Annotated in this window: 15 protein-coding genes and 1 pseudogene; 14 read left to right on the forward strand and 2 right to left on the reverse strand. The window is 63.5% G+C overall.

Annotated features, from left to right (window positions below):
• Window positions 1-143 precede the first annotated feature (143 nt).
• A complete protein-coding gene (locus GGD62_RS06620) occupies window positions 144-353 on the reverse strand; it encodes a cold-shock protein (protein WP_026201564.1) in 210 nt (69 codons plus the stop codon).
• Between the two features lie 345 nt (window positions 354-698).
• On the opposite strand from GGD62_RS06620, the gene GGD62_RS06625 reads away from it, so the two are divergent.
• Window positions 699-1,388: a hypothetical protein gene (locus GGD62_RS06625; RefSeq protein WP_183238285.1), complete on the forward strand. Its 690-nt coding sequence runs from the start codon at window positions 699-701 to the stop codon at window positions 1,386-1,388.
• A gap of 132 nt (window positions 1,389-1,520) precedes the next feature.
• Window positions 1,521-1,964, forward strand: coding sequence for an SRPBCC family protein (locus GGD62_RS06630; protein WP_091953031.1), 444 nt, complete (start codon window positions 1,521-1,523; stop codon window positions 1,962-1,964).
• A gap of 229 nt (window positions 1,965-2,193) precedes the next feature.
• On the opposite strand, the gene GGD62_RS06635 is transcribed toward GGD62_RS06630, so the two are convergent.
• On the reverse strand, window positions 2,194-3,525 hold the full coding sequence (locus tag GGD62_RS06635; RefSeq protein ID WP_183707678.1) for an Hsp70 family protein: 1,332 nt from the start codon (window positions 3,523-3,525) through the stop codon (window positions 2,194-2,196).
• A 397-nt stretch (window positions 3,526-3,922) separates the two neighbouring features.
• Between GGD62_RS06635 and GGD62_RS06640 the strand changes: the two genes are divergently transcribed.
• The 12 genes and pseudogenes from GGD62_RS06640 (at window position 3,923) to GGD62_RS06695 (ending at window position 16,677) form a co-directional block, all read left to right on the forward strand.
• Complete coding sequence (locus GGD62_RS06640) at window positions 3,923-4,060, forward strand: hypothetical protein (protein ID WP_018315855.1); 138 nt, start codon at window positions 3,923-3,925, stop codon at window positions 4,058-4,060.
• Window positions 4,061-4,516: 456 nt separating this feature from the next.
• Window positions 4,517-5,520: pseudogene (locus GGD62_RS06645) on the forward strand (Bug family tripartite tricarboxylate transporter substrate binding protein).
• A gap of 84 nt (window positions 5,521-5,604) precedes the next feature.
• Window positions 5,605-6,102, forward strand: a complete 498-nt coding sequence (locus tag GGD62_RS06650) for a tripartite tricarboxylate transporter TctB family protein (protein ID WP_183707680.1) — start codon at window positions 5,605-5,607, stop codon at window positions 6,100-6,102.
• A 42-nt stretch (window positions 6,103-6,144) separates the two neighbouring features.
• Complete coding sequence (locus tag GGD62_RS06655) at window positions 6,145-7,644, forward strand: tripartite tricarboxylate transporter permease (protein WP_183707682.1); 1,500 nt, start codon at window positions 6,145-6,147, stop codon at window positions 7,642-7,644.
• 404 nt (window positions 7,645-8,048) lie between these two features.
• Window positions 8,049-9,338 (forward strand): oxalate/formate MFS antiporter, encoded by a 1,290-nt coding sequence (oxlT, locus tag GGD62_RS06660; RefSeq protein WP_026201561.1) that lies wholly within the window; start codon window positions 8,049-8,051, stop codon window positions 9,336-9,338.
• A 261-nt stretch (window positions 9,339-9,599) separates the two neighbouring features.
• Entirely contained in the window at window positions 9,600-10,934 is a 1,335-nt protein-coding gene (gene oxlT / locus GGD62_RS06665) for an oxalate/formate MFS antiporter (RefSeq protein ID WP_183707684.1), read from the forward strand.
• A 178-nt stretch (window positions 10,935-11,112) separates the two neighbouring features.
• Entirely contained in the window at window positions 11,113-11,541 is a 429-nt protein-coding gene (locus GGD62_RS06670; RefSeq protein ID WP_018315849.1) for a CBS domain-containing protein, read from the forward strand.
• Window positions 11,542-11,639: 98 nt separating this feature from the next.
• Window positions 11,640-12,659 (forward strand): 2-dehydropantoate 2-reductase, encoded by a 1,020-nt coding sequence (locus GGD62_RS06675; RefSeq protein ID WP_179737445.1) that lies wholly within the window; start codon window positions 11,640-11,642, stop codon window positions 12,657-12,659.
• 11 nt (window positions 12,660-12,670) lie between these two features.
• The gene (locus GGD62_RS06680) at window positions 12,671-13,444 is read left to right on the forward strand and encodes a fumarylacetoacetate hydrolase family protein (RefSeq protein WP_049814768.1); all 774 of its coding nucleotides are present in this window, start codon (window positions 12,671-12,673) and stop codon (window positions 13,442-13,444) included.
• 742 nt (window positions 13,445-14,186) lie between these two features.
• Entirely contained in the window at window positions 14,187-15,593 is a 1,407-nt protein-coding gene (locus GGD62_RS06685; RefSeq protein ID WP_183707686.1) for a hypothetical protein, read from the forward strand.
• 188 nt (window positions 15,594-15,781) lie between these two features.
• Window positions 15,782-15,979 carry a hypothetical protein gene (locus GGD62_RS06690; RefSeq protein ID WP_018315845.1) on the forward strand — a complete coding sequence of 66 codons (198 nt, stop codon included), beginning with the start codon at window positions 15,782-15,784 and terminating at the stop codon, window positions 15,977-15,979.
• A 47-nt stretch (window positions 15,980-16,026) separates the two neighbouring features.
• Window positions 16,027-16,677, forward strand: a complete 651-nt coding sequence (locus GGD62_RS06695; RefSeq protein WP_092256450.1) for a hypothetical protein — start codon at window positions 16,027-16,029, stop codon at window positions 16,675-16,677.
• Window positions 16,678-16,841: the final 164 nt, after the last annotated feature.

Raw genomic sequence — 16,841 nt, forward strand, 5'->3', positions numbered from 1 at the left:
CGTAACCGTTTCAGTACATCCGTGAAACGGTACCAAAGCGCGATGCGATCACGATGAACCGTCATCGCGCTTCTAGATTGTTGTCTAAGCATGATCCCTTCGGAAAACCGCTGCGCAGTTTTCCGGATCATGCTTTAGCGAGCTCAAGCCAGCGAGAGATTCTCAGCGCTGACTTTGCCCCGCATCTTGTCGGTCTTGGCCTCGAAGTTGACCTTTTGGCCTTCAGCGAGACCCGCAAGACCAGCCCGCTCGACCGCGCTGATGTGAACGAACACATCGTTGCCGCCGTCGTCGGGCTGAATGAATCCAAAGCCCTTCTGGCCGTTGAACCACTTCACGGTACCTGTCGTCATTTTCTTCTCCAAAGCGCGCAAGCGCACATTCCGCGTGACGCTCACGCAGAACCAATTCAATTCGTCGATGTCTATGGAAAAGGAGCCCGCGGGCGCATTCAACAAGGCACAGCGGCTGAACGAACGAATTCAGGGTATACCCCACCATCCCCACTTGCAAGGCTTGGCCAAGCTTAATTGCACCAGGGACCTCGGCGGAACAGTCCCAGGTTTGAGGCGACTACGCGGAGCCTCCCTCTGGCGAAACGGATTAGGTCTGAACGAGGAACGGCAGCGGAATCGTGGCTTCCGTTGACGAGGCGTAGACATTCGGGCTGATCTTGCTGCTCAGGATGGGAGGTCACCATGTCACTACTGGGCAAGGCCGCCGTCGCGATGTGGTGGAGCGTTCGCCCCGAGCAGCGCACCGAGTTCGGCGACTGGCATTCGCATGAACACTTCCAGGAGCGGATGAGCATTCCCGGCTTCCGGCGCGGGTCGCGCTGGACCAGCACGACGGACGCCGAAGGTTTCTTCGTGCTCTACGAGCTCGAACAATACGAGGTCCTCACGTCGAAGGGATATCTCGACCGGCTCAACGCGCCAACGCCGTGGTCGACCAGGATGATGCCGCATCATCTCGGCATGGTCCGCAGCCAAAGCCGGATCGTCGCGAGCTTTGGCGGAGGTGTGGCGACCTCGCTTGCCACCATCAGGCTGTCGCCGGAAGCCGGACGGGATGCGCAATTGCAGACGCGCCTGTCGGAAACGCTCAGCGCATTGGCGCTGCAGCCGGGGCTGACAGGCGCCCACCTCCTCTTCACCGACACGCCTCGCACCAGCGCGCCCACGACTGAACAACAGATCCGCGGCAAGGACGGCGCTGCCGACTGGATCGTGCTGCTCTCAGGCTACGATGCCGATGTGGTTGAGGCTGTGATCGCCAGCCCGCTTTCGCCAGGAAAGCTTGGCGATCTCGGCGCACAGAACAATGCGACGATCGGCCGCTACAGGCTGGCATTCACGATGACGCCACAGGATGTCGCAGCGACCTAGCAACCCGGCCAGAAGGACCGTCGACAAAAAAACGAGATGCCATGTCGGATCGGCGCCTTCCCGGTCGTCCTCGTGACATGAATGGGCCATAGACGCCAATCTCGGGCCCATCAATCACTGAGGATAACAACCATGCCCAGCACGATCCGCCTGCACCGCGTTCTCGCCACCAGCCCGCAAAAAGTCTATCGCGCTTTCCTGGAGGCCGATGCGATGGCGAAATGGCTGCCGCCGAACGGCTTCACCTGCACCGTGCATCATTTCGAGCCCAAGGTCGGCGGCACGTTCAAGATGTCGTTCCGGAATTTCACGACGGGCAACAGCCATTCGTTCGGCGGCGAATATGTCGAGCTCGTGCCCGGCGAACGTCTCCGCTACACCGACAGGTTCGACGATCCCAACCTGCCCGGCGAAATTCAGGTCACCGTGATCCTGAAGAAGGTCTCGGTTGGCACCGAGATCGACATCACGCAGGCCGGCATCCCCGACGTGATCCCGCCGGAGGCCTGCTATCTCGGGTGGCAGGAATCGCTGCGCAATCTGGCGAAGCTCGTCGAGCCGGAGATCAATCAGTAGCGACGGCGTTGGTGCCGTAGGGTGGGCAAAGGCGCAACTGCGCCGTGCCCACGCTCTTTCCGATACGGCGACAGACGCGTGGGCACGCTTCGCTTTGCCCACCCTACGGCACTGGTCGAGCCGATGCGCCGTTCTACCCACGCCGTCATTGCGAGCGTAGCGACAATCCAGAGACTTTCCGCGGAGGGATTCTGGATTGCTTTGCTGCGCTCGCAATGACGGAGAATCGTTAAGCCCCCGCCTTCGCCTCGAGCCCGCCGCCGGCAGTCCAGCGGTCCGGGTTGGGGCTGTGTCCGATCAAGGCGAGCCCATAGGCGATCGACTCGAACTGGTCGCCCGACATCAGCCGTTCGTTGCCGAACCGCTCGGCGAACAGTTTTCGGACCGCCGGTACGAAGGACGTGCCGCCGGTCAAGAACACCTTCTCGATCTCGCGCGCGGTGATGCCGGCTTCGGCCAGCACCTTGTCGACGGTGGCCCCGAGCCGGGCGATGTCGTCGGCAATCCAGGATTCGAAATTCTTCCGCGTGATGGCCGCGCCGATGTCGACGCCGCCGCCCTTGAAGCGGAAATCCACCTCGTCCTGCGCCGACAGCGCGACCTTTGCGTCGGACACCGCGCGGTACAGCGAAAAGCCGAGGTCGAGATCGACGATGGTGATGAAATCCTCGAGCAGCTTCGGCTTCAGCGCGGTGCGCGCAAGCTCCCTGAGCTCGCGCAGATCGCCGTTGCTCTTCATCATCGCCAGTTGATGCCAGCGCGCGAGGTTGGTGTAATGGCCGCTGGGGATCGGCAGCACCTTGTCGAAGGAGCGGAAGCTGGAGCCCTTGCCGAGCCGCGGCGAGACGACGTGGTCGACGATCCGGTAGTCGAACGTGTCGCCGGCGATGCCGATGCCGGCGTGGCCGAGCGGCTCGGCGCGAAGGCTGCCGCCCGCGCGCGAGAAGCGCATCACGGAGAAATCGCTGGTGCCGCCGCCGAAATCCGCCACCAGCACGGTGGCATCGCGCTCCAGCCTTCGGGCAAAGGAGAACGCGGCGCCGACGGGCTCGTAGACGTAGCGCGCGTGGCCGGCGCCCAGGCGCTCGAACGCGGCGCGGTAGCGCTGCATCGCCAGCTCTTCATCGGGATTGCCGCCGGCGAAGCGCACCGGGCGGCCGACCGTGATGGTCGAGGTCTCGAAGCCGAACCTGTCGCCGCCATGGCGCGCCAGCGTCCGCAGGAACGCCGCCAGAATATCCTCGAACTTGAAGCGCTGCCGGAACACTTGCGTGGTGTTGAAGCTGCTGCTCGCCGCAAACGTCTTGAACGATTGCAGGAAGCGGTAGACGTGGCGTCCTTCGAGGAATTGCTCGATCGCCCAGGGGCCGCCTTCGGCCTGGGCACCGGCGCCCGGCCGGTCCTCCCAGAAGCACAAAGCCGATACATAGACGCTATGGCGCTGTCCGCCGTGGTCGAAGCGGATGGCCTCGACCCGGCGGTCGTCCGCGGCAAGGGCGACGACCGTATTGCTGGTCCCAAAATCGATGCCGATCGAGACGGCGGGCGAGGCGCTCGACATGAACCACTCTGACAGATGATTGGAAGGGGGCAGACCACTAGCGACTTTGACCTGCCCTGCCAAGCCTTGCCCCGCCAAGAAAGCCCTTGCCCTGCAAAGCCCTCGGCCATTGAGGCTCGCGTCAGGTTCGCGCCGGAGGCACCGTTTTCCGCTTCAATCGTATGAATTTGCCTCTGATCGATATGCTTTCGGCGTCCGAAGATGGCGTCTAAGACGGAAAAGCCTCTCTTGATGGGCCTTTTAAGCCCGAACCGGCCGGATTAACCCGGTATTATGCTGCAATGCGGAACTTTGTATGCTGCTATGCAAACAAGCGCATAGACAGTGGCATCTGGTATACATAGTTTCATCCCCAGACGAGACGCCAAGACCGATCGTCTCAAGAAAGGGAATTCCAATGTCCAAGACCGCTTCCGTCGCTTTCGCCCCCTCCTCCTCGCTGTTCAGCCGCTTTATGGCTGCGGTCGATCGTTTCCTGATGGCGAGCGCCGCGATCTCGAACCACAACGGCGACCTGCCGCGTTTCGGCCTGTAAGAAAGGCCTTTCTCGCGCAGCCGAAACGGCGCGCGGCCGGCAATCGCAGGCGCTAAGTTTGATAATGGCCCCCTCGTCGGGGCCATTTTCTTTTGGTCCCGCTTCGCCCGCGGACACAACTGCGACGATTGGTCCGCCGATCTGGCCAGCTGTCCAATTGTGAGCCATCTGGTATCTCGCATACCATTCGACAACCAAAAACGATTGCACGACCAAGGTGCTAGATGGGAATGCAGAGCGCGGGACAGGAACGGCCAAGGACATGGCACGTTTGCCAATCATGGCGGAGCCTTAGCCCAAAGGAGCGGATGTCGCGCCTTGTCCCCGCTCATAAACTTCTGGTTGGTGAGACTGCAATGGGAGATCGACCGCAAAGGTGACCCCAAGCGTGTGAATCCGGATGGGCTGACGCGAGCCGGCAAAGAACGGCCGCGTTTCGACAGGGAGTGAAACGAGATGAAGTCATTCGTTCTGAATGTCGCTTTGGCGGCAATGGCGATGTCGTGCGCAGGCAGCACCGCAAGTTTTGCGGCTTGGGAGCCGGTTCGTCCGGTCGAGTTCATCGTGCCCGCGGGCACCGGCGGCGGCGCCGATCAGATGGCACGAACCATCCAGGGCATCGTCACCAAGCATAATCTCATGAAGCAGCCGCTGGTCGTCATCAACAAGGCCGGCGGTGCAGGCGGCGAAGGCTTTCTCGACGTGAAGACGTCGTCGGGCAATCCGCACAAGATCATCATCACGCTCTCGAACTTGTTCACGACACCGCTGGCAATGGGATTCCGTTCAACTGGAAGGATTTGACTCCGGTCGCGATGCTGGCGCTGGATGAATTCGTGCTCTGGGTGAATGCCGAAAAGCCGTACACCAGCGTCAAGGATTATGTCGACGCCGCGAAGAAGGCACCAAGCGGCTCGTTCAAGATGGGCGGCACCGGCTCGAAGCAGGAAGACCAGATCATTACGGTCGGCATCGAGAAGGCAATCGACGCGAAGTTCACCTACATCCCCTACAAGGGCGGCGGCGAGGTCGCGGTTCAGCTCGTCGGCAATCACGTCGATTCCACCGTCAACAATCCGATCGAGGCGGTCGCGCAATGGCGCGGCGGCAAGCTCCGTCCGCTCTGCGTCTTCGACGCCCAGCCGATGGCCTATGACGAGCCGATCGCCGAGGGCAAGGCCTGGAAGGATATTCCGACCTGCAAGTCGCAGGGCCTCGCGATGGAATATCTCATGCTGCGCGGCATCTTCATGTCGCCCAAGGCCACCAAGGATCAGGTCGAGTATTACGTCGAGCTGTTCAAGAAGGTTCGCGCCATGCCGGAATGGCAGGATTTCATGAAGAGCGGCGCCTTCAACACGACCTTCCTGACCGGGGCTGACTACGCCAAGTGGATCGAGGCGGAGGAGAAGCGGCACGAGGGCTTGATGAAGGAAGCCGGTTTCCTCGCATCGAATTGAGCCACGGCATCGATGACGGCCGAGGATGCTGTCGTCCTCAGGCCGTCGGCGAATGCGACGACTGCATTTCTGCGCGGAGGTCTCATGAGTGAACGATCCGGATCCGAATCTGGCCCGGCACACAAGACGATGGAAATCGGCATGGCGCTGTTGATCGGCGCCTTTGGTCTCGTCGTGATCTTCGGCAGCCTGAAGGCCGGCATCAACTGGGGCGCGGAGGGTCCGCGAGCCGGGTTCTTCCCCTTCTATGTCGGCGCCGCAATCGTCGGCGCCAGCGCCATCAACCTGTGGCACGCGCGGCGCGACGACGACGGCCGCCTGTTCGCGGAATGGGGACAGCTTCGCCAGGTCATGAGCGTCGTCGTGCCCACCGCGATCTATGTCGGTTCGATGCCGTTCATCGGCCTCTACGTCGCCTCGATGGTCTTCATCGCCTGGTTCATGCGCTGGCTCGGCAGTTATCGCTGGCTGACGGTCATCGCGGTGGCGGTCGGCATGCCGGTGGTGACCTATCTCGTTTTCGAGCGCTGGTTCCTGGTCCCGCTTCCCAAGGGGCCGTTCGAGGAATGGCTCGGTCTGTAAGGGCCACGCATTCATTCAATTGCTGCTGCAGGACGTATCGATATGGAAGAGTTGGCCAATCTATTTCACGGCTTCGCGGTCGCCCTGCAGCCCTATAACATCATGCTGATGATCATCGGCATCACGCTCGGGGTCATCATCGGCGTGCTGCCGGGGCTCGGGGGCGCCAACGGCGTGGCGATCCTGCTTCCCCTGACCTTCAGCATGCCGCCAACATCGGCGATCATCATGCTGTCATGCATCTACTGGGGCGCCTTGTTCGGCGGCGCCATCACCTCGATCCTGTTCAACATCCCCGGCGAGCCCTGGTCCGTGGCGACCACCTTCGACGGCTACCCGATGGCGCAGCAGGGCAAGCCCGGCGAAGCCCTGACCGCCGCCTTCACCTCCTCCTTCGTCGGCGCGCTGTTTGCCGTCATCATGATCACGCTGGTCGCGCCGCTGGTCGCGGGCTTTGCGCTGCGATTTGGTCCGGCGGAGAAGTTCGCAGTGTACTTCCTCGCCTTCTGCAGCTTCGTCGGCCTCAGCAAGGAGCCACCTTTCAAGACCATCGCGGCGATGATGATGGGCTTCGCGCTCGCGGCGGTCGGCCTCGATTCGATCACCGGGCAATTGCGGCTCACCTTCGGCGTCACCGAGCTGCTCAACGGTTTCGACTTCCTGATCGCCGTGATCGGCCTGTTCGGGATCGGCGAGATTCTGCTGACCATGGAGGAAGGGCTCGCCTTCCGCGGCGGCAGTGCCAGCATCAACCTTCGGGTCGTGCTTCAGACCTGGCGCGAGCTGCCCACCTACTGGATGACCTCGCTGCGCTCCTGCCTGATCGGCTGCTGGATGGGCGTCACGCCCGCCGGAGCGACGCCGGCCTCCTTCATGAGCTACGGTATCGCCAAGCGCCTGGCGCGGCGCGGCAACAATTTCGGCAAGGGCGAGATCGAAGGCGTGATCGCGCCGGAGACGGCCGCGCATGCGGCGGGCACCTCGGCGCTGCTGCCGATGCTGTCGCTCGGCGTGCCCGGCTCGCCGACGGCTGCCGTGCTGCTCGGCGGCCTCCTGATCTGGGGCCTGCAGCCGGGCCCGATGCTGTTCGTCGAGCAGAAGGAATTCGTCTGGGGCCTGATCGCCTCGATGTATCTCGGCAATCTCGCCGGGCTCATCGTCGTGCTCACCTGCGTGCCGCTCTTCGCCGCGATCCTGCGCGTGCCGTTCGGCATCATCGCCCCGCTGATCCTGGTGCTGTGCGCGATCGGCGCCTATTCGGTGCACAACAGCACCTTCGACGTGATGCTGATGCTGGTGTTCGGCGTGCTCGGCTATCTCCTGAAGAAGTGCAACTACCCGCTCGCACCTCTTGTGCTCGCCATCGTGCTCGGCGACAAGGCGGAGGAAGCCTTCCGCCAATCGCTGCTGGGATCGCAGGGCTCGCTCGGGGTGTTCTTCTCCAACGGCCTCGTCAGCACCATCATGGCGCTCGGTCTGGTCGCCCTGTTCTGGTCCGCGATCCAGGAAGGCTACAGCCGGCTGCGCATGTCGATGGCGTGAGGCGGGCGCCGGCGCAATCGGCGTCGGCGGCCGCCGTCGAACCCGCCATGCGGCCGAACTTCTGGAATACAGAATTCCACGACGGAGCAGTCACAGCATAGCCGCGCACCGATGTGCCAGGCTGCCGCGCGCTCGACCGACCCAGAAGCTGAAAATTGTGGATGCGTAGGTTCCCACCAGCCGCTTGCGGCTTCGCCGCAACGGGGAAGACTTCTCACGAAATCAATGCGTTGATCGCAGGCCGAAAGCGAATTGGGCTTTACAATCGCCCAGCCATGGCGCATGTGATAAAGCCGCGATATTTCGCCGCACCCTCCAGTCCTTCGCTTGAATCTTGGCATAATGAATACCAGGATGCGGCCAGCGCACGCATAAAAATGATCGGCGCCTTCGGGAGGTTTTTTATGACAGACATGGTGCAGTCAACAGCGGCCCCAAGCGTCGCGCGCGTCAGCGACGCCTATCGCTGGACGCAGTTGGCAGTTGGCGTCGCCGCGATGGTGATGATCGCCAATTATCAGTACGGCTGGACGTTCTTCGTCCCTGACATCCAGAAGAAGTTCGGCTGGGATCGCGCGTCGATCCAATGGGCCTTTACGCTCTTCGTCCTGTTCGAGACCTGGCTGGTCCCGGTCGAAGGATGGTTCGTCGACAAATACGGTCCGCGCATCGTCGTGCTGGTTGGCGGCGTGCTCTGCGCCATCGGCTGGGCGATCAACGCCCAGGCCACCTCGCTCAACGGCTACTACCTCGGCATGATCATCGCCGGCATCGGCGCCGGCGGCGTCTACGGCACCTGCGTCGGCAACGCGCTGAAGTGGTTTCCGGACAAGCGCGGTCTTGCCGCGGGTATCACCGCCGCGGGCTTCGGTGCGGGCTCCGCGCTCACCGTCGCGCCGATACAGGCCATGATCAAGGACAGTGGATTCCAGACCACCTTCCTCTATTTCGGCCTCGGACAGGGCATCATCATCTGCATCCTCGCCTTCTTCCTGCTCGCGCCGAAAGCAGGCCAGGTGCCGACCGTGGTGGCCAATGCCAACTTGCTGCAGACCCGGCGCAACTACCAGCCGACCGAGGTGCTGCGTCAGCCGATCTTCTGGCTGATGTACTTCATGTTCGTGATCGTCGGCGCCGGCGGCTTGATGGTGACGGCCAACCTGAAGCCCATCGCGGCCGACTGGAAGGTCGACAACGTGCCGGTCACGCTGATGGCGGTGACGATGACGGCGGTGACGTTCGCGGCCACCATCGACCGCGTGCTCAACGGCCTGACGCGTCCGTTCTTCGGCTGGATCTCCGACATGATCGGCCGCGAGAACACGATGTTCATCGCCTTCGGCATGGAAGGTTTCGGCATCTGGATGCTCTACCTCTGGGGCCACGATCCGATCTGGTTCGTGCTGCTCTCGGGCTTCGTGTTCTTCGCCTGGGGTGAGATCTACTCGCTGTTCCCCTCGACCTGCACCGACACGTTCGGCGCCAAGTTCGCGACCACCAATGCCGGCCTGCTCTACACCGCGAAGGGCACCGCCGCACTGCTGGTCCCGATCGGCAACTACATGCAGCAATCGTCCGGCACCTGGGACAGCGTGTTCATCATCGCGGCCGGTGCCAACATCCTGGCTTCGCTGCTGGCGATCGCGGTGCTCAAGCCCTGGCGCAAGGTCGTGGTGGCCAAATCGACCATCTGACACGCTCTATCACAGCTCTTCATCAAGCAGACGCCCGGCCTCACGGCCGGGCGTTTTCGTTTTGGCGACGTTCTTGCAGCGCCGTTCCCCTCCAATGGAACCGCAGATTTGTGACAATCCGCCGCAGTTAGGGCTTGCATTCTGGAATATGGTATACCAAGCTCCGTGCCGCGCTTGCGACGATAAGCCACAACATTTGCGACATTGGGTCATCTTGCCATCCAAAGTCGCGATCAATCAGGCGCGTTGGGAGGTTTCTTGATGATTTCCAGCACGGACGGCGCCGTCACGGCCGCGCCTCTTCGCACCGGTTTCCGTTGGCTCCAGCTCGTCATGGGCATCGTCTGCATGGCGATGATCGCCAATTTGCAATATGGCTGGACGCTGTTCGTCGATCCGATCGATGCGGCCCACCACTGGGGACGCGCTGCGATCCAACTCGCCTTCACCGTCTTCGTCGTCACCGAGACCTGGCTGGTGCCGATCGAAGCCTGGTTCGTCGACAAATACGGCCCGCGCATCGTCGTCATGTTCGGCGGCGTGATGATCGCGCTGTCCTGGATTCTCAACTCCTATGCCGACAGTCTCACCCTGCTCTACGCGGCCGCGATCATCGGCGGCATGGGCGCGGGCGCGGTGTACGGCACCTGCGTCGGCAACGCGCTGAAGTGGTTTCCCGACCGCCGGGGCCTTGCCGCCGGCGCGACCGCGGCCGGCTTCGGCGCCGGCGCCGCGCTCACCATCGTGCCGATCGCGACCATGATCGCATCGAGCGGCTATCAGCACGCCTTCTTCACCTTCGGCATCGGCCAGGGCGTGATCGTGTTCGTGCTCGCCTTCTTCATCCAGCCGCCGCGGCTCTCGATCCCGCCGAAGAAGAAGCAGCTCAACCTGCCGCAGACCAAGATCGACTTCACCCCGCCGCAGGTGCTGCGCAGCCCTATTTTCTGGGTGATGTATCTCGTCTTCGTCATGGTCGCATCCGGCGGCCTGATGACCGCGGCGCAGATCGGCCCGATCGCGCATGACTTCAGGATCGCCGACACCCCGGTCACGCTGGCCGGCTTCCAGATGGCGGCACTGACCTTCGCGATCTCGCTCGACCGCATCCTCGACGGTTTCGGACGCCCCTTCTTCGGCTGGGTCTCCGACACGATCGGCCGCGAGCACACCATGTTCATCGCCTTCGGCACCGCGGCGCTGATGCTGCTGACGCTGTCAGCTTACGGCCATGTCCCGGTCGTGTTCGTGCTCGCGACCGCGGTGTATTTCGGCGTGTTCGGCGAGATCTACTCGCTGTTCCCCGCGACCTGCGGCGACACCTTCGGCTCGAAATTCGCGACCACCAACAACGGCATGCTCTACACCGCGAAGGGCACCGCCTCCCTGCTCGTCCCGCTCGCCAGCGTGATCTCGGCGACCTACGGCTGGAAGGCCGTGTTCGTGGTCGCCGTCGCCTTGAACGCGACGGCGGCGCTGACGGCGCTGTTCGTGATCAAGCCGATGCGCCGCTCCTTCATCCTCGGCAAGGAAGTCGAGAGCGCGAACACCGCAACCGGCAGCGCCAAGACCACTGCAAAGACCGAGACGGCGTAGCCGCCACTTACATTGCAGGGATCGACCCAAGGGGCGCAGCGATGCGCCCCTTTTCTTTTTCGCGCACGGCAAACGTCAGTATTGCTGTCGCAAGATTTTTCGGATCGCCCAAACCAGCGCTTGACGATTGGCATTATGTATACCACACTTCTCGCAACATTCACCCAGGGAGGTTGCAATGCTGGTCGGAGACATTCTGCGCAAGAAGACGCCGCGCGTTGTCACGGTGCGGATGAACGAAACGGTGGGTATCGCCGCCAAGCTGATGCGCGCCAACAACATCAGCGCTCTCGTGGTCAAGGACGTGGTCCGCTCCGAGGGCAATACCGCCGTCGGCATGTTCACCGAGCGCGACGTGGTGCGCGCCGTCGCCGAGCACGGCGCGAACGCCGTCAACGTCAAGGTCTCGCAGCTCGTCTCGGTGCAGCAGCTGGTGTCCTGCAGCTCCAGCGATACGATCGAGCAGGTCCGGCATCTGATGAACCGGCATCACATCCGCCATTTGCCAGTCATCGACGATTACAGCCTCGTCTCCGTCATCAGCATGCGCGACATCGCAGCTGCCATGGACGAGGCCATCAACGGCAAGCCGCAAGCGGCAGCCTGAAGCGACGCACTCTTCCCCTGTGACTACCGGCCGGCTCGGACGCGTTCGAGCCGGACCGGATCTTTCGTCCCAAAATTCCGGTCTCCCGCGAGGATTTCATGAAGATCTGCATCTACGGCGCCGGCGCAATCGGCGGATATCTCGGGGTTCAGCTTGCGCGCGCAGGCGCCGATGTCAGCCTCATCGCGCGCGGCGCGCACCTTGCCGCAATGCGCGAGCGCGGCCTGACGCTGCTCGCGGGCGAGGAGAAGCACACCGTGCATCCGCGCTGCACCGACGATCCCGCCGAGCTCGGCGTGCAGGACTACATCATCATCACGCTGAAGGCCCATTCCATCACCGGCGTGATCGAGAAGATGCAGCCGCTGCTCGGGCCGCACACCCGCATCGTCACCGCCGTCAACGGCATCCCCTATTGGTACTTCTACAAACACGGCGGCCAATACGAGAATTCAACGCTGGAGAGCATCGACCCCGGCGGGCGGCAGTGGCGCGAGATCGGCGCCGAGCGCGCCATCGGCTGCATCGTCTATCCCGCCACCGAGATCGAGGCGCCCGGCGTGATCCGCCACGTCTACGGCAACAACTTCCCGCTCGGCGAGCCCTCCGGCGAGATCACTAGCGACGTGCAGCGCCTCGCCGATCTGTTCGTCGCGGCCGGGCTGAAGGCGCCGGTGCTCGACCGCATCCGCGACGAGATCTGGCTCAAGCTGTGGGGCAATGTCTGCTTCAACCCGATCAGCGCGTTGACCCATGCAACGCTCGACGTGATCTGCACCGATCCGTCTACCCGTGCGCTGTCGCGCGCGATCATGGTGGAGACACAAGCGATCGCCGAGACCTTCGGTGTCAAATTCCGCGTCGACGTCGAGCGCCGCATCGAGGGCGCCCGCAAGGTCGGCGCGCACAAGACCTCGATGCTCCAGGATCTCGAGCGCGGCCGCCCGATGGAGATCGACCCGCTCGTCACCGTGGTGCAGGAGATGGGCCGCCTCACCGGCATCGCGACGCCCGCGCTCGATTCGGTGCTGGCGATGGTGACCCAGCGCGCCCGCATCGCCGGCCTCTATGACGGCGTCTCGACGCCGTCAGATCCCCGCGCACTGGCGGTGGCGTGATGGCGGGCGAGATGAAGCAGTGGCTGCGCTTCCGGAATAATGGCGCGACCGGTTTCGGCACGCTGACGCCATCGGGCATCAGCGTGCACGAGGGCGAGATGTTCGGCCGCAACACCGCCACCGGCAAGATCCTGGCACTGTCGGAGGTCGAGCTGCTGGCGCCTTGCGCGCCCAGCAAGATCGTCGCCCTCTGGAATAATTTCCACGCGCTCGCCGCCAAGCTGAACCAGCCCGAGCCGCCGGAGCCGCTTTATCTGCTCAAGGCCACCACCACCATCACGACGCCGGGCGCCGTGATCCGCCGTCCCTCCTATTACGACGGCAAGACCACCTATGAAGGCGAGCTCGGCATCGTCATCGGCAAGACCTGCGCGCGTGTCTCCCCCAGCGAAGCCAACAGCTTCATCTTCGGCTATACCTGCGTCAACGACATCACCGCCAACGACATCCTGACCAGCGACCCTACCTTCCCGCAATGGGCCCGCGCCAAGGGCATCGACGATTACGGCCCGTTCGGTCCCGTCATCGCAACCGGCCTCGATCCGGCCAAGCTGACCGTCCGCACCATCCTCAACGGCGCGGAGCGGCAGAACTACCCGATCTCCGACATGATCTTCTCGGCGCAGCAGCTGGTCAGCAAGATCTCCCACGACATGACCCTGCTCCCCGGCGACCTCATCGCCGTCGGCACCTCGGTCGGCGTCGGCGTGATGAAGGAGCCGGTCAACACCGTCACCGTCGCGATCGACGGCATCGGCGAGCTCACCAACGAGTTTCGGCTGTAGCTGCAGACGCAGTGCCGTAGCCCGGATGAGCGCAGCGACATCCGGGACGGCTCTTCGCTTGGTCCCGCATGCGCTACGCTCGTGCGGGCTACTCACTTATTCTCGCTGCAGCGCGGCAAAATTGATCCGGCGCAAATCGCACCGGCACGGCCGCCTTATCCTTCCCGGGCAATCCATTTCTGACGCCAGGGAGGACGCCATGACGAATGCAGGTAATGCACTTTTGTGGACGGCTCTGTACTTTGCTCTCGCGTTCGGTGCGATCTTCGCGGTCTGGTTCGCCGACAAGATGCGCTCGAACTTCCTCGGGAAATGATAGCGCGCACGGCGCCGCAGTCCGGATGAGCCAAGCGACATCCGGGACGATTCTTCGCATGGTCTCCCATGTCGCTCCGCTCATGCGGGCTACTAATGCTGCTCGCTCCGTCATGGCCGGGTTTGTTGTTTAGAGTCCGGGGACATGGCTGACACCTGTTCGGACACATCACTGACAGGTTGGCCGGGCCTTCGCCGCGCCGAAGCGGCTTCGGCCGCGCAGGCGGAACAAGCCCGGGCATGACGCGTGTGGGGAACGTCTGTGCGGGAAAACCCGGCACTCCCCGCGCCGCCTCCACCCATAGGCCCAACGCAACCAGCCGTGGATCACGCCGCCCGAAACAGCCCACAGGCCTCCCCGCCCCTTGCGCTCGGTTCCGCTCTTGGCAATCATGGCGAAAATGTGCGCCGGCGTGAGGAATTCACGATGTGGCTGTTTTTCCTGGTTGCCTGGTTCGGCCTGTTGGCCATCGTCGCGGTCTTCGCCCAGCAGGCGCTCGGTCACGATTTCAGTCACCTGCCCGCCTGGTTCGCGGGCCTGCCGGTGCCGCAACGCGTCGCGACCGGAGTCTTCCCCGCCCTCGCCCTGGCCCTGATCGGCGCTTCAGCCTGGCGGCTATCGCGCCAGGACCGCAGCCTGAAGACGCTGCGTGACCGGCTCAAGAAAACCCGCGAGGACGTCGTCGTCGCCCACGCCCTGCAAAACCATCTCGACGCCACCGTCCAGCATTTGATCGAGAGCGACCCGAGGGAGGCGGTCTCCGCGCTCCACGACAAGCTGGGCGAGACCGAGCAGCGCGCGCTGCTCCAGCAGGGGCGCAACCAATCCACCGACATGCACGACCAGCTCGCCGAAATCCGCAGTCGCCAGCAGCACCTGCGCGACATGGTCGGCAAAATCGCCGAGCAGCGCCGCGCGGTCGAGCCGATCTTCACCGAGATCCGCGACCGCCAGAATCAGCTCGAACGCTCCCTGCACGATCTCGAGACCGACGATCGCAAGAACAACCTTGCCGACCGGCAAAGGGACATCGCGCGCGACGTGGCGGCGCTTCTAGGACGGGTGAACAGCGTCCAGGAGACATTTGCGACCCTCAACCAGTACAAGGAGGATCTGGCCAAATCCCACGCGGAGCTGGTGCCGCTGCGGTCAACCGACGCCGGCATCAACGCCCTGATCGGCGAGCTCAGCCTCGGCCACGAGCGCCTTGCCAAGACCATCGACGAGCTCGAGACCGGCGGCGAGACGCCGCTTCCCACGCGCGTCGAGACGCTGTCGAAGAACAAGATCGAGATCGAGCAGCGCCTCGCCCGCATCGACGACAGCTTCAACATTCTCAAAAGCATCCGGCTCGACTTCGAAGAGCTCGGCCAGCGCCAGGCCCAGCTCGAACGCTCGCTCGCCGACGTCGAGACCGACCCCGACGGCAAGACCCTTGCCGACCGGCAGAACGCGCTGAACGATTTCGTCCTGCAGTCGCGCCAGCGCCTCGGCGCCCTGCAGGAGACGCTGGCGACGCTGAACGCCTTCAAGGCGGAGCTGTCGAAATCGCAGGCCGACCTCGTCCCGCTGAAGGCGCCGGTGTTCGGCATCGAGGCCCTGATCGCGGAGGTCGGCAGCACCCGCGACCTCCTCGCCAAAACCGTCGGCGAGATCGAGGCGAACGGCGACGTCACCCTCGCCTCGCGCGTCGACGCGCTCACCAAGAGCAAGCGCGAGGTCGAAGACCGCCTCGCCCGCATCTTCGACAATTTCAACGCGCTCGATGCCTTGCGCAAGGACATCGGCGGCATCTTCTCGACGATCAGGAATAGCCTCAACCGGATCGGGTGAGTTGCCGCGTAGGACTGACAGCAGCACTCCGAAACATCCAGACACATCACATCTGTGCGCGTCAGAGATATGCCGCCAACATGTCCCGCGCGCGCCGCAACTTGGTCGCATTCGGCCGCCCTTCTGTGAGGCGTGTCTGGGGGGCACGGCACTGCCGTGTTTGGACCAAACCTTCTAGGGGTATCGCTGTGAAGAAGATTGTAATTGCTCTGGGTGCCACGCTTGCTCTGGTGACGGCTGCGAACGCTGCGGATCTGCCGCGCCGCCAGCCCGTGCCGGTCTATCCGGCCGAGCAGGCGCCGATCGGCAAGATGCCGATTGGCAAGAGCCCGGTTGGAAAGGCCCCGATCGGCAAGGCGCCCGGCCCGGTCGCTGCGCGTTACTGAAACGCAAGCAAGACTAGCGTAAGCGGCTGACAGTCGAGGGGCACAGCGTGACGAACAAACCTGATCGATCGGGACCCTGCATCCTTGCGGGGTTCGCCCTCGCGGCCATGATCGCGTGTACGACGCCCTCGGCCTCGGCCCACGAAGCGAACAAGCGCGTTGCTGACGCCAACGCGCTTGCCACGACCGACTCCACATCGCGGCCTCAGCCGCAAGCGGCGCGGCGCTCCGTCGCGCGCGTGGAGAAAGGTCCCTATTACGTCGACTTCCGCGCCCGCACGGCCGCGAGCTGGGGCCATGCCTTCGTCTGGTACGGCAAGACCAGCGAGAAGGCGGTCGAGGTCGCAGGCCTCACGCCCGCCGGCGACACGCTGGCTTACGTGCTCGGCCACATCACCTTCGTGCCGTCGGAGACCGGTGCGAGCTACGGCGATCTCGATCCGGAATATCTGACCGCGAGCTACCGGGTCTATCTGAACGAGGCCGACGCCAAGCGCGTGTTCGCCTATATCAAGAAACTGCAGGCGAGTTCGCCGGTCTGGAACGCCGAGACCACCAATTGCACCGGCTTCATCGGCGACATCGCCGAGTTCATGGGCCTGAAGGTCCCGTATCGCTGGCAGCGCCCGGAGAACTTCGTCAACAGCCTGAAGGACATGAACGGCGGCCGCCAGATGGTGCGGCTGTCGGCGGAGTAGCTGCCCTGTAGCGGCGGCCTCGTAGCCCGGATGGAGCGAAAGCGAAATCCGGGACCGCCTTCGCTTGTCGCACAGGCCCCGGATTGCGCTACGCTCCATCCGGGCTACGAACCGCCGCCGTCACCTCCGGCGTCATTGCGAGGCAAGCCCTTGCGACGAAGCAA

It is taken from the genome of Bradyrhizobium sp. ERR14 (genome assembly GCF_014198235.1).
Classification (GTDB): domain Bacteria; phylum Pseudomonadota; class Alphaproteobacteria; order Rhizobiales; family Xanthobacteraceae; genus Bradyrhizobium.